The sequence below is a fragment of the Sphingorhabdus sp. genome (assembly GCF_044338195.1).
Taxonomy (GTDB): Bacteria; Pseudomonadota; Alphaproteobacteria; order Sphingomonadales; family Sphingomonadaceae; genus Sphingorhabdus_B.
On record NZ_JBIIMC010000002.1, the window covers coordinates 63592 to 76283 of the forward strand.

At 55.1% G+C, this 12692-nt stretch carries 13 protein-coding genes and 1 other RNA gene; 13 read left to right on the plus strand and 1 reads right to left on the minus strand.

Annotation, left to right across the window (positions count from 1 at the left end):
* Positions 1-65 precede the first annotated feature (65 nt).
* Positions 66-1007 carry an RluA family pseudouridine synthase gene (locus tag ACIQZK_RS00960; RefSeq protein WP_397574500.1) on the minus strand — a complete coding sequence of 314 codons (942 nt, stop codon included), beginning with the start codon at positions 1005-1007 and terminating at the stop codon, positions 66-68.
* Between the two features lie 16 nt (positions 1008-1023).
* Here ACIQZK_RS00960 and ACIQZK_RS00965 point away from each other — a divergent pair, with 16 nt between their 5' ends.
* The 13 genes from ACIQZK_RS00965 (at position 1024) to ACIQZK_RS01025 (ending at position 12688) form a co-directional block, all read left to right on the plus strand.
* Positions 1024-1431 (plus strand): Mov34/MPN/PAD-1 family protein, encoded by a 408-nt coding sequence (locus tag ACIQZK_RS00965; RefSeq protein ID WP_397574501.1) that lies wholly within the window; start codon positions 1024-1026, stop codon positions 1429-1431.
* A 64-nt stretch (positions 1432-1495) separates the two neighbouring features.
* The gene (locus ACIQZK_RS00970; protein ID WP_397574502.1) at positions 1496-2146 is read left to right on the plus strand and encodes a histidine phosphotransferase family protein; all 651 of its coding nucleotides are present in this window, start codon (positions 1496-1498) and stop codon (positions 2144-2146) included.
* A 65-nt stretch (positions 2147-2211) separates the two neighbouring features.
* Entirely contained in the window at positions 2212-4590 is a 2379-nt protein-coding gene (locus ACIQZK_RS00975; RefSeq protein WP_397574503.1) for a chemotaxis protein CheA, read from the plus strand.
* A complete protein-coding gene (locus ACIQZK_RS00980; RefSeq protein WP_397574504.1) occupies positions 4587-5024 on the plus strand; it encodes a chemotaxis protein CheW in 438 nt (145 codons plus the stop codon). The genes ACIQZK_RS00975 and ACIQZK_RS00980 overlap by 4 nt, the downstream gene beginning before the upstream one ends.
* Before the next feature lie 88 nt (positions 5025-5112).
* Entirely contained in the window at positions 5113-5478 is a 366-nt protein-coding gene (locus tag ACIQZK_RS00985) for a response regulator (RefSeq protein ID WP_395636268.1), read from the plus strand.
* 9 nt (positions 5479-5487) lie between these two features.
* Entirely contained in the window at positions 5488-6570 is a 1083-nt protein-coding gene (gene cheB / locus ACIQZK_RS00990; RefSeq protein WP_397574505.1) for a chemotaxis-specific protein-glutamate methyltransferase CheB, read from the plus strand.
* The gene (locus ACIQZK_RS00995) at positions 6567-7403 is read left to right on the plus strand and encodes a CheR family methyltransferase (RefSeq protein WP_397574506.1); all 837 of its coding nucleotides are present in this window, start codon (positions 6567-6569) and stop codon (positions 7401-7403) included. Before cheB ends, ACIQZK_RS00995 begins: the two co-directional genes overlap by 4 nt.
* 64 nt (positions 7404-7467) lie before the next feature.
* Positions 7468-8160 (plus strand): N-acetylmuramoyl-L-alanine amidase, encoded by a 693-nt coding sequence (locus ACIQZK_RS01000; protein WP_397574507.1) that lies wholly within the window; start codon positions 7468-7470, stop codon positions 8158-8160.
* Positions 8161-8166: 6 nt separating this feature from the next.
* An RNA gene (gene rnpB, locus ACIQZK_RS01005) (RNase P RNA component class A) lies at positions 8167-8546 on the plus strand.
* Between the two features lie 199 nt (positions 8547-8745).
* Positions 8746-9381, plus strand: coding sequence for a Yip1 family protein (locus ACIQZK_RS01010; RefSeq protein WP_397574508.1), 636 nt, complete (start codon positions 8746-8748; stop codon positions 9379-9381).
* A gap of 51 nt (positions 9382-9432) precedes the next feature.
* Complete coding sequence (locus tag ACIQZK_RS01015; RefSeq protein ID WP_397574509.1) at positions 9433-9966, plus strand: J domain-containing protein; 534 nt, start codon at positions 9433-9435, stop codon at positions 9964-9966.
* A 304-nt stretch (positions 9967-10270) separates the two neighbouring features.
* The gene (locus ACIQZK_RS01020) at positions 10271-10663 is read left to right on the plus strand and encodes a hypothetical protein (protein ID WP_397574510.1); all 393 of its coding nucleotides are present in this window, start codon (positions 10271-10273) and stop codon (positions 10661-10663) included.
* Between the two features lie 51 nt (positions 10664-10714).
* Positions 10715-12688: a TonB-dependent receptor family protein gene (locus ACIQZK_RS01025; protein WP_397574511.1), complete on the plus strand. Its 1974-nt coding sequence runs from the start codon at positions 10715-10717 to the stop codon at positions 12686-12688.
* The last annotated feature ends 4 nt before the right edge of the window (positions 12689-12692 follow it).

Below are 12692 nucleotides of genomic sequence, written 5' to 3' on the forward strand. Positions count from 1 at the left end.
TCTTTCATTGTGCTTCCCACCGGGCCTCATCAAGCACCCGCTAGCAAAGCGTTCCCTTTGAAACTCTATATTCGCAATTGGCTTAACAGAAGCTGCATATCTTCTGGTATACCGCATTCGAACCGTAAAGTTTCGTCGGATATCGGATGAATAAACCCCAATGAGGCAGCATGCAATGCTTGTCGGTCGAACGGAGCCTGATCTGGTCCGATTCTGTAGGGGTTTTGTCGATTAGAATAAACGCTGTCGCCAATAAGAGGATGGCCGATGTGGGCCATATGGACGCGGACCTGATGGGTCCGGCCCGTTTCCAATGTGCATTCGACGACCGCGGTTTTGGAAAATGCCTCCGTCATGCGAAAATGCGTGACCGCATGCTTGCCCTTGGAATCGGGCAGAACCGCCATTTTTTTACGGTTGGTCGTTGACCGGCCAATTTGTGTGCGCACCGTCCCGGCAGGTGGGGCAGGGACGCCACTGACGATCGCGATATATTTGCGTTCGATGTCATGCGCGGCGAACAATTTTGCGAGGCCCTCATGCGCGGCGTTGCTTTTGGCCACGACCAACAGCCCCGATGTGTCTTTATCGATTCTGTGGACAATGCCCGGACGCTGTACGCCGCCAATGCCCGACAACTTGCCCTGACAATGGTGCAGCAGCGCATTGACCAATGTGCCATCGCTATGCCCGGCGGCAGGGTGCACCACCAAGCCAGCGGGTTTATTGACGATGATCAGATGGTCATCTTCGTAAACCACTTCCAGCTGAATATCTTGCGGGATAGCTTTGTCTGGCTTTGGGGCAGGCACATGTAATTCAAAATGCTGCCCGGACATTTTCTTGCTGGCAGGGTCAGCGAAGCTTTGTCCGTTAATGCGAAGCGCTGCTTCTGCGATCAGTGCCTGAATACGTGCGCGCGAAAATTGCGGCAGCGCTGCTGCAAGCGCGCTATCGAGCCTTCCTTCGCCCAAAATACCTGTAAATGTGGCATTTTCTCCAACCATCGCATACACATGGGTTATGGCCCTGCATTTATCAAGCAATGACCAGAAACAACTTTTGCATTGGGCGGCGGATGCCGGCCAAAATGAATGCTGTGGTGTGTTGCGTGGCACGGACGGCAAGGTCATTGCCGTGCAATGGGTGGCGAATGTTTCCGCCGATCCGTCACGGAATTTTGAAATCGATCCTGCCGCACTCATCGCGGTGCATAAGGATGCCAGAACAGGCGGCGTGCCGCTTTTGGGCTATTTTCATTCGCACCCGAATGGCTTGGCGCGGCCTTCGGCGTCTGACATTGCGCAGGCCGCACCCGATGGCCTGATATGGCTCATCATTGCGGGGGGAGCGGTTACGGCATGGCAACCCATCGCTATTGGCGCTCACGTTACAGGATTTACCCCCGTGCCGCTGATCGTGGAGGGTTGAATCGCTTGAAAACACAGTCCATGTGCGCCATCAACATGCCAGCCAGCCCAAGGAACCATTTTTAATGTCCGACACGGAAATCGAATTTGCCAGCCTGCTTTGCTCGCGCCTGTGTCATGACCTTTTGAGCCCCGTTGGAGCCATGAATAACGGCCTTGAGTTGCTGGCGGACGAGCATGATCCAGAAATGCGGCAACGGTGCATGGACTTGCTGGCGGAAAGCGCCAAGGCTGCCGCAGATAAGCTGAAATTTTTCCGCCTCGCCTTTGGTGCTGCCGGTGGCTTCGGTTCAGAAGTAGACCCCAAGGAAGCGCGGATCGTTATTGAACCGATGGTGACTGCAAACGGTCGAACGCTATTGGAATGGGCCGTTCCTGCGCAGATGATGCCAAAAAGGGCGGTCAAAATCCTATTGAACCTCGTGCTGCTGGCGAACGAAGCACTGGTGCGTGGCGGCACTTTATTCGTGGGCGCTGAAGCAGGGTCGAACGAACAGGAAATTGTCATTCGGGCGAGTGGTCCGAAAATAGTCATGGATCCTGCGGTGCGTGACGCGCTGACCGGAAAGCTTGATGCCGCGATGGTGGATTCCCGCACCGCTGCGGCCTGGATGGCGCACACGCTGGCGTTACAGGGCGGCGGGATGATCCAGCTCGCTGAGCCCGATGCCGAGCATCTCGTGATCGGCGCACTTGTGCGCACTACGACGGTCTAGCATTCTAAACATCTTTTTAACCATCTGATGCCACATGTCGTGTCCGGTAAATCGGATCGGCAGACATGGACGACTTAATAGAAGACTTTATTGCTGAAACGCGCGAGACGCTTGAGGCGCTGACAAGTCAGTTGGTCGAGTGGGAGCGCCGGCCAAATGATCGCGCTTTGCTCGACAGCGTTTTCCGCTTTGTGCACACGGTAAAAGGAAGCTGCGGCTTCCTGTCACTCCCAAGGCTGCTCCGTCTGAGCCATGCGGCCGAGGACGTGCTGAGCGCTGCACGCGATGGTGAGGTTGAGGTCTCGGCCGATCTCGTTACCGCGGTGCTCGCTGTTATCGACCGCGTCGCTATTCTCACCGAGGCACTTGAGACCGGCGCATCTGTCTATGATGACGATGACATCTTGACCGACGCCTTACGCACATTTTTGCGCGATAAACCGGCCGACATGGTCACTGGCCAACTAGATGTATCTGGCTACACACTGGCACATGAAGACACCATATTGCCCGGTAAAACGCGAACTGTGCGAGTGTCGCTTAGCCTGCTCGACAATTTGATGAGCGGTGTTTCGGATATGGTACTCGCCCGAAACGAAGTGTCGCGTCAGCTTCGCAAGGTTAGCTCGAACGCCGATCTCGATGTGTCATTTGCGCGTTTGTCTTCCACTGTGGCCGAGCTACGCGATGCCGTGGGCATGATGCGTATGCAGCATATCGATAAATTGTTCTCGGCTTTGCCAAGGCTCGTTCGCGACATAGCCATAGAGCTTGGCAAAGACATAGAATTGCGTATCGACGGAAGCGAAGTCGAAGTTGACCGCGAAATGGTCGAAGCGTTGCGCGATCCCCTAACGCACATTCTGCGCAATGCAGCCGACCACGGAATTGAAAGCACCGCCGAACGGCGCGCTGCTGGGAAAGACCCTGTAGGCCATATTCATGTCTCGGCCCGTCAGTCGGGCAATCAGATCATCATTGAAATTGCGGATGATGGGCGCGGGATCAATGTCGACAAGTTAGGTATTCGCGCAATAGCCGCCAATGTGACGACGGTTGGCGAATGGCAGACAATGTCACCGCGCGCGCGGCTGAACACCATTTTTACGCCCGGCCTGTCGACCGCGGATAGCGTTACGTCGATATCGGGTCGCGGTGTCGGCATGGACGTTGTGCGCAACAATTTGCAAGCCATCGGCGGCACGATTGAGTTGGAGAATTATGAAGGTCATGGGCTAAAAATAACGTTGCGTTTGCCGCTCACGCTTTCAATTATCGCAGGGCTTTCGGTGCGTGCTGGGTCGCAGATTTTCGGCATCGCGCGCAGTTCGGTGGTTGAAATGGTTTCGACATCCAACCCCAACGTCAAATTCGAAGAACTGGGCGGGCGCAAAATCGTTAGCATCCGCAACATTCGCTATCCCTTCAAATCGCTCGAAGACATATTAGGCATTGCCCAAGGTGCGGATATGCCCGGAGAGAGCCGCACACTCATCGTGATGCGTCCGGCGGTGGGCGCCAATTTCGTTTTGGAAGTTGCCGCCGTTATCGACAATGAAGAGCTTGTCGTGAAGCCCGGGGCGCCATTGGTGATGGGCAGCGGCCTGTTTGCTGGAACCTCTCTGCCCGACAATGGCCGGCCTATGCTGTTGCTCGACGCGAGTGGACTCGGCAATGCTATGGGGCTGTCTGCCACCAATAGGGATGATCGAGACGCTGACAGCGGTGCGGATGCTGACACCAAAAATAATGGCCCATCTGCCCTGCTGTTCATTGCCACCGATGGCCGCAAACAAGCCATTCGTTTGTCCGCAATTGAGCGGATGGAAGATATCGAAATTTCCCAGATTCAGCATGTTGGCGGAAGAACACGGGTCTCTGCCGACGGCGGCTTGTATGATTTATGGGAATATGAATCTGCACCCGACGATGGTTTGGTGAAAGTGCTGAGACTTAGCGATGGTGACAGCACTTGCTATCTTGCCGTCAGCGACGTCTTGGACATTTTTAGCATATCAGGCGACATTATGCCCAGCGCACAGCCGGAACAGCATGAAGGCGTTGTCTATGCCTTTGGCGAGCCAGTCGAACTGCGCAACATGTTCGCGTTTTTCGAAACATATGATCGCAGCCGCCGAAATCATGGTTCTGAAGCCTTATGCTTCATTGACTGCGCGGAAGATTCCCAATGGGAACGGACGATATTGGCGCCGTTGCTAACAGCATCGGGCTACGCGGTAAGTTTTGATGAACATGATCAACCCCGCGCCGCCATCATATTACAGCGTGATGTCGCCAAGGCGCGCGAACGGGCAACTGACCCACGAACGCTCCACCTGCGCGATTCTAACCACAGCCCTGCCGAGACGGTAACCAGCATTTACCGTTACGATGGCGTCGGGTTGATATCCGCGATCGAAGAAAAATTGGCGAGGCGCGCATGACCTATACCTTATATCTGATTGCGGATTTGGCAGGGTCGCGGGTTGCGATTGAAAGCAGCCAAGTCGAATCCGTCGTGCATGTGCCGGACATCGTGCCCGTGCCCAAGTGCGACCCGTCCATTGCTGGAATTTTTGCGCTGAGAAGCCGCGTTCTCACGCTCATCGATACCCAGTTCTACATTACGGGCATGCAGCAAATGGTCCAAAAGGGCACTTTGGCTGTCGTCACAGAAATCGCGGGGCATCAATATGGGCTGCTCGTCGACAAGGTTCATGACGTTGTTCCAATCGCGTTCGAGCAAGCCGATTCAAACATCCGGCCACCGGCCGCGTGGAGCCGATATGTCGATCACATCGCCACGCATGAAGGCGAACTGGTGATGATATTAAACACCGACACGTTGGTTTCAGGGCAAATGGTTCCGGCGACCTAATTTTGCCAGTTCGCTGGGCAAATTAACGTGTCGATAAGACCGCGGAGATACAGTCTCCATTCTGGTCGGAAAAAGGGGGTTAGGTCACATGAAATCCTGTTTGATTGTCGACGACAGCAAGGTCATTCGCAAAGTTGCCCGTCATATTCTGGAAACGATGCAATTCGAAGTTGCTGAGGCGGCCGATGGTAAGGAAGCGTTGGACCATGTTGCGCAGGCGACGCCCGACGTGATTCTGCTGGATTGGAACATGCCGATCATGAGCGGAATGGATTTTTTGCTTGCCTATCGCTCGATGAACGCTGTGCCATCCGCCAAGGTGATTTTCTGCACAACGGAAAATGGCATTGGGCACATTCAAGCGGCGATTGACGCAGGCGCAGACGAATATGTCATGAAGCCGTTTGACCGCGAAACGCTTGAGTCAAAGCTGCAAATCCTCGGCTGTATCTGAAGCACCAGAATGCGGAGCATATCGGCAGCATCGGGTGGCAGTTGGCCACAAGCGACGGCAACCCCGATTAGGGTTATGCTTGTCGACGATAGTGTTGTCGCGCGTTCGATTTTTGCACGCGTGCTCGGCAATTGCGACGGCATCGAAATCATTTGCGAAGCATCGGATGGGGACGCTGCCGTTGCAAGTCTCGAAGAAAATGAAGTCGATATCATATTGCTGGATATTGAAATGCCGAAGCGTTCGGGATTGGATGCGCTTCCCGATATTCTCGCAAAGGCGAATGGCGCAAGGGTGTTGGTCGTGTCGGCATTTGCGGAAGAAAATGGCCCCGCCGCCGTTCAGGCGCTTTCGCTGGGTGCATGTGACACTTTAGCCAAGCCGGGCCGCACGGGTTTCTCGGGACGCTTTTCAGAAATTTTGATCGAAAAAGTATTGCGATTGGGTCGGTCGGCGCTGGAGCGTACCGACAGCAAATATACGGCCAGACCGCTTCCGGATTATCGCGCATTATCGAAGCCAAGCTGTATCGCGATTGGATCATCGACGGGCGGCATTCCCGCAATCCAGCACATATTAAGGAATTTGGATGACTCGCTCGACTGTCCTATCTTTATCACGCAGCATCTGCCCGCAGCATTCATGCCCTTTTTTGCGGGGCAACTCGCTGGTCTTACAAAGCGAACTGTGAAGGTTGCTGAAGCCGGCGAGTGCGTAAAAAACAATCATGTCTACCTCGCACCGGGGCGCGCCCATCTGGTGTGCCATAGGGACGGCAACGATGTCATCATCGGCCATCAATCGCGCTATAGCGCAAGCCGTTATTGCCCGTCTGTCGATGCCATGCTTGCATCGGTGGCGCGGGCCTATGGACGCGATGCATTGGCGCTTGTTTTCAGCGGCATGGGTAATGATGGGCTTGTTGGCGCGCGCGCCTTTAACGCATGGGCAGCGCCCGTTGTCGTTCAAGATATGCAAAGTTCTGTCGTCTGGGGTATGCCGGGTGCAATTGTGAAGGAAGGCTTGGCGACCGCGATTATGACACCAGCCGACATGACCGACATGCTTTCACGCATTGCGACATCATCATGAGCATCGCTGAAGCCAGAGCGTACAGGGCGCTATCCGCGGCGCTGGAAAGACATACCGGGCAAACGGTTCCGGCAAACCGGCATTGGCGCATTGATATGGCGCTGAAGCCATTGATGCGGGCTAACTCTGTGCCGGACTTACAAACGCTGGCTGCGTTGATCGAGATGGATACGGACCCCAAATTGACGCGCGCGTGCGTGGAGGCAATGGTGAACAACGAAACTTCTTTTTTCCGGGATCAGCCCAACTTTGCGCTGCTGGCTGGGCCCGTGCTCGATCACATTCGCGAATTGCGTTCGCATACAAAAAGGCTGCGGATCTGGTCGGCTGCCTGCTCGACGGGTCAAGAGGCCTATTCTCTGGCCATTACAATATTGGAGAACGCCGAAAAATGGCGCGGTTGGACAATTCAAATATTGGGTTCCGATATATCTGCAACGGCCTTGGCACAGGCGCGGGAAGGGCGGTATTCGCAGTTTGAGATTCAGCGTGGACTTTCCGTAACACACATGCTCCGCCATTTTGAGCAACAGGGCGAAGAATGGGTAGCCAAAGATTCATTGCGTAAAATGGTGACGTTTACGGAGCATAATATGCTGACGCCCGTGCGCCATTTTGGCCGTTTTGACGTTATTTTGTGCCGAAACGTGCTGATGTATCTTAGCGACGATAAGCGCACACATGTTTTGGAAGCGATTGCGCCATCCATGGAAGAGGGCGGACTCCTAATGCTCGGTGCCGCCGAAACCGTCATTGGGCAAACGCAGAAATTTCGCGCCAGCAAAGCGTTTCGCGGTTTTTACGAGTTGGCGCCCAACCGGCAAGGCGCGTAACCAGCAAAAGTTTCTCCCACCGGCTGATATTGCGTGCAACCGCCGACTTACCTATGGTCGGCTTATGACCATGATCTGGAACCCATCACCCAATTTTGGCGAGCGCAGCTTGCCGATCACAATGCTTGTCTTGCATTATACTGGCATGAAGTCGGGTGCCGCCGCCATTGATTGGCTCGCCAACCCCGCTTCCAAAGTGTCGGCGCATTATGTCGTCGATGAAGACGGGCAACTGGTGCACATGGTGCGCGAGGAACAAAGGGCGCAGCATGCCGGGCTTTCTTATTGGCGCGGTGTGACGGACTGCAACAGCGCCAGCATTGGCATTGAGATCGTCAATCCCGGGCATGAATTTGGTTATCGCCCGTTTCCCGAAGCGCAAATGGACACCGTGACGCGATTGATCGCCGGAATTGTCCGCACGTACGGAATTGATCCACGAAACGTCGTCGGTCACAGCGACGTCGCACCAACACGTAAAGAAGATCCGGGTGAGCTATTTGACTGGGAACGTTTGGCAAAGCTTGGGCTTGCTGTCCCGCGTCCACGGGAAAAGCTGGTCGATCCCGGTTGGCCGGACGCAGCGTTTCTGTTGGCGTTAGAGCGTTATGGGTACAGCATATCAGATGGCCGTGCAGCTACCGTCGCATTCCAACGTCGTTTTCGCCCCGAAAATATTGGAGGCGTGATCGACGGAGAATGCCGGGCGATATTGCTGAGCTTGCTCTTGGAGTATGAGGGCGGACCTGCTATCTAAGCCATGCCAGAGGGTTGGGCGACCGCCGCTTAGTGGGTAACTGCTATGGGGAGGAAAGTCCGGGCTCCAGCGAGGAACGGTGCCGGATAACGTCCGGCGGAAGCAATTTTAGGGAAAGTGCCACAGAAAATAGTCCACCGCATTTCGATGCGGCCAGGTCGAAACGGTGCGGTAAGAGCGCACCGCGCTTTTGGTAACAAAAGCGGCAAGGCAAACCCCACCGGGAGCAAAACCGAATAGGGGCGGCACATGGCATCCTCCTGCCAGTCGCCCGGGTTGGTTGCATGAGTGCCGCAGCAATGCGTCGCCTAGATGAATGGTCGCACATCCGCTTACGCCTCGGCCGCAGCGGAGGACAGAACCCGGCTTACAGACCCTCTGGCTTTTTACCCCATGCCCAAACAGCGACGCCCAATTGGGAGGGCAGCGGCGAATAAGGTGAGGGCGCTGATGCCCGCAAATTGGCCACCAACATCCGCAACATGATATGCATGATCCCTCCGTTTACGCGAACGTCAATATTTACATGTTCGCGCCATTATCGTTTGTTCTGCCAAGAAACATGATTTCCAGAGGGATAAGTCAATGTCGATTGTTGCTCGCGCGAAGAATATCATTTTGAAACCGGCAGATGAATGGAACGTCATTGCGAACGAACCAGCAACGGTCGGCGGCCTATTCACCGGATATGCGATGATCTTGGCAGCCATTCCTTTGGCAGCCGGCATAATATTTACAGGCGCCTTGGGCATAAATGCCGCTAGCCTTGGTGGCATGGACGGCGGGGCCATGGAAATGGGCTTTGGCGCCATCGCGGGAATGGCGGTGGTGGGATATGTGTTTTCCCTCGTCACGCTTTTTGTGATGTCATTCCTCGTCAACGCCGTTTCGCCCAGCTTTAACGGCAAATCCGACATGGTTCAGTCGACAAAGCTTATGACATATGCATCAACCCCAGTTTGGGTTGCGGGGCTGGTTAGCTGGATCCCTATATTGGGCGGTCTAATTTCGTTCGCGGCCATCGCGTATGTTGTCTACCTGATCTATCTCGGGCTTCACCCTGTGCTCGGTGTCCCTAAGGAAAAGGTCGCGGGCTTCACCGTGGTCATCGTGCTCATTTATGTTGTTCTGACTGTCATTATTTCCGGTATTCTGATCGGCATCGCCTTTTCGACCTTGTTCGGCAGCGACATGATGGGTGGCGCTCTGTCCGGCGCATAAATTGCGTTTACGCCACTAGCAAAATGCGCGTGCCGTCGCTAAGTCGGCGGCATGGTGCGTACCACTCGACGAAATGACTGGGGTTTTCCCCGCTGGCGCGGCTATGGCAGCAGCACCGAAGCGCAACAGGTGCGTCTGTGCGACCGCTATGGTTGCACGAAAGCGGGAAACTGCCCCGCGCCGAAATCGCCCAATAGCCCGGACCGTTGGATGTTCTGCGAAGAACATGCTGGCGAGTATAACCGTGGTTGGGACTATTTCGAAGGTCTGACCAAAGAAGAAGCCGACGAACGCGAGGCCAATGAGCGTCGGGATTCATCAGGCTACAAGGAATCCGCCCATTATGGCTGGGCGGGGTCCGGCGATGGCAGCCGAAGCCGTGATGAAATGCATGCGCTCGATATTCTGGGCCTTGAAAGCGACTCCACTTTTGATGACGCCAAAAAGGCCTGGCGCAAAATCGCCAAAGAAACACACCCTGACGTAAACCCCGGCAACGCCGACGCTGCTAAAGCGTTTCAGGCCGGGCAGGCGGCTTATGACGTTCTGCGCGTTGCGGAAGAACGCCGCGCGTGGAAGGGCTAGGGTCAGGACCACTTAAATGCACCATCGCGGCGTCAAAATGGCGAAGATATCGAAGTAAAATGTCCGCCGCAGGCAGTTATTCTGCCTGCAAGGGCATTTTGCTTTGAGATCGAAGCCATTTTGGCGTCCTTCGGATTTGACCCATATTGTCCATTGCTGCGTTGGCAAGCTTGGACTTAGAACCACTAAGTCCCGCGCTTACCGCCTTGCACTGAACAATATGGCCTCAAACCGCGAAGGTGCATTTAAGTGGTCCTGACCCTAGGTTCTTGCGCGGACGCAATTGTGAGCGCATAGGGCGCGCGTGATTCGCGCATCTTCGCCTTTCCGGAATATAGCTGCAGCACTGATATTGCTTGCGCTGGCTTTGCGCGTCATCATCCCGTCCGGCTTTATGCCGTCGTCGGAGCGTGGTTTTGCGCTCACCATCTGTACAGGAATGGACACCCAGACCGTCTGGATGGACAAATCGGGCAAGCTGCACAAAGAAGACCCGTCAAAAGGCAAATCGGTTGAACATCAGCCTTGTGCCTTTGCGGGAACGGCGATGGCGGCGGACATGGTTGCCGCTGATTTCCAAGTTGCAATGGCGCCTGTTGCGCGTGCCATTCCGGTTTTTGCAAAGCGCGAAGTATCGATTGGATCTGGCCTCGCTGCCCCGCCACCGCCAGCCATAGGGCCACCTTCTTACGTCTAAACTACAGGGCTGCTTTGCGGCCTATCTCTTGTTTAGATTTAGGAAAATATCATGAAATTTTTGTCCATTTTGCGCGCGTCTGCTGCGTGCAGCTTCATTGCCATCATTACCCCCGCCGCCGCTGAAGAGGCTGCTGACACCACGATTATTGTCACCGGCCGCGTCGCCGCTGATGAAGCCGAAATATCGGCAAACAAAACCGCAGGCGGCACTGATGTCGTGAGCCACGAAGATTATGCAGATAAGACTGTTGTGTCTTTGCGTGACACTTTGGCCTTTTCGCCAGGCGTGTATACCCAGCCGCGCTTTGGGCAGGAGGTCCGCATTTCCATTCGCGGTTCGGGCCTTTCGCGTGGCTTCCACATGCGCGGACTGACATTGTTGCAGGATGGGGTCCCCATCAATCTGGCCGACGACAATGGCGACTTTCAAGAACTTGAACCCACATTTTTCGACCATTTAGAGGTGTATCGCGGCGCGAACGCGTTGAGGTTCGGTTCCGGCACATTGGGCGGCGCAATCAACGGTGTTACGCCCACAGGCGACAATGCTGCGGGTCTTTACCTTCGCGGTGATGTTGGCAGCTCTGATTTTTATCGCGGCTTGGCATCTTTTGGAGTGGGTGACGGCGACGCCAATGCTTGGGCAGCGATCAGCGCCGATAGCCACAAGGGGGATCGCCAACACGCCCAGCGGGACTCATTGCGCTTTAACGGTAATGTTGGGCTTAGGATTTCGGATGTCGTGTCGACGCGATTTTACGTAAGTGCGACGACACTTAATCAGGAACTACCTGGCGCCTTGACCCGCGCGATTGCCTTGACTGCACCGCGAACCGGCAATTTTGTTGGGGATCAGGCACGCGATATCAATTCGGTTCGCATCCAGAACCGGACCCGTTTTGAATGGGGCAATAGCCGTCTGGATGTTGGCGCGTTCTTGAACGCCAAAGAATTATATCACCCGATTTTCCAAGTTATTGATCAGGTATCGACCGATCGCGGCGTGTTCGCCCGTTATGATCGCGAGGGAGACGACTGGAGCGTTACTGTCGGCGGAGAGTCCCGTTGGGGAACCATTGACGCAAAGCGCTTTATCAATGTGAACGGCAAGCGTGGAGCGCTTACCTTCGATGCCGATCAAACCGCGCGCACCTCGAACATATATGGCGAAGTACGCGCCACGCCGGTTCCTGGCTTCACGGTGATCGCTGGCGGAATATATGCCGATGGTTTCCGAAAGCAGGTTCAAATCCTTCCGTCTGCCGCAACGGGTGCAGCGTCGTTCGACGCTTTCTCGCCCAAATTTGGCGTCCTTTGGGAACCGTCCGAAGACGTCCAGATTTTTGCGAATTATAGCAAATCCACAGAATTCCCGACCTTCGTTGAGCTCGCGCAAATTGCGGCGTTCGTTCCTGTAAAGGAACAAACAGCATGGACAGCAGAAATCGGAACGCGCGGAAAACTGGGATGGGCGAGCTGGGATGTTGCCCTGTACCGCGCCAACATAAAACGCGAAATGCTGCAATTTACGGTAGGGCGGGACATTCCCGCGACAACGTTCAACGCCGATAAAACCCGGCATCAGGGTGTCGAAGCAGCGTTTAGCGCATCGCCGACCGATTGGCTGCGCTTCCGCCAAATCTGGCAATATTCCGACTTCCGCTTTGTCGCTGATGCCCAATATGGCAACAACCGGCTGCCTGTGGTGCCAAAGCATGTCCTGCGGTCGGAACTTCGACTTGGGAACGACGATTTGCATATTGCCCCAAATGTTGAGTGGGTGCCGCAGGGTGCATGGGCAGACTATCGAAACACGACACGCACGACAGGCTATACCCTGTTCGGCTTATCTGCCGGCGCGCGCGTTATGGCGGGGGTCGATCTATTTCTTGATGCGCGGAACCTGACCGGAGAGAAAGCCATTGGCGACGTGTCGGCCGCGATCCTTGCCTCCGCCGCATCCGCTATTTACTACCCGGTTGAACGCCGTGCCATTTACGGCGGCGTCCGTGCGCGGTTTTAGGAGG

Coding starts and splice junctions, on each gene's coding strand:
- ACIQZK_RS00960 (WP_397574500.1), bottom strand. CDS start 1,007: ATGGTTGGAGAAAATGCCACATTTACAGGTATTTTGGGCGAAGGAAGG.
- ACIQZK_RS00965 (WP_397574501.1), top strand. CDS start 1,024: ATGGCCCTGCATTTATCAAGCAATGACCAGAAACAACTTTTGCATTGG.
- ACIQZK_RS00970 (WP_397574502.1), top strand. CDS start 1,496: ATGTCCGACACGGAAATCGAATTTGCCAGCCTGCTTTGCTCGCGCCTG.
- ACIQZK_RS00975 (WP_397574503.1), top strand. CDS start 2,212: ATGGACGACTTAATAGAAGACTTTATTGCTGAAACGCGCGAGACGCTT.
- ACIQZK_RS00980 (WP_397574504.1), top strand. CDS start 4,587: ATGACCTATACCTTATATCTGATTGCGGATTTGGCAGGGTCGCGGGTT.
- ACIQZK_RS00985 (WP_395636268.1), top strand. CDS start 5,113: ATGAAATCCTGTTTGATTGTCGACGACAGCAAGGTCATTCGCAAAGTT.
- cheB (WP_397574505.1), top strand. CDS start 5,488: ATGCGGAGCATATCGGCAGCATCGGGTGGCAGTTGGCCACAAGCGACG.
- ACIQZK_RS00995 (WP_397574506.1), top strand. CDS start 6,567: ATGAGCATCGCTGAAGCCAGAGCGTACAGGGCGCTATCCGCGGCGCTG.
- ACIQZK_RS01000 (WP_397574507.1), top strand. CDS start 7,468: ATGACCATGATCTGGAACCCATCACCCAATTTTGGCGAGCGCAGCTTG.
- ACIQZK_RS01010 (WP_397574508.1), top strand. CDS start 8,746: ATGTCGATTGTTGCTCGCGCGAAGAATATCATTTTGAAACCGGCAGAT.
- ACIQZK_RS01015 (WP_397574509.1), top strand. CDS start 9,433: ATGGTGCGTACCACTCGACGAAATGACTGGGGTTTTCCCCGCTGGCGC.
- ACIQZK_RS01025 (WP_397574511.1), top strand. CDS start 10,715: ATGAAATTTTTGTCCATTTTGCGCGCGTCTGCTGCGTGCAGCTTCATT.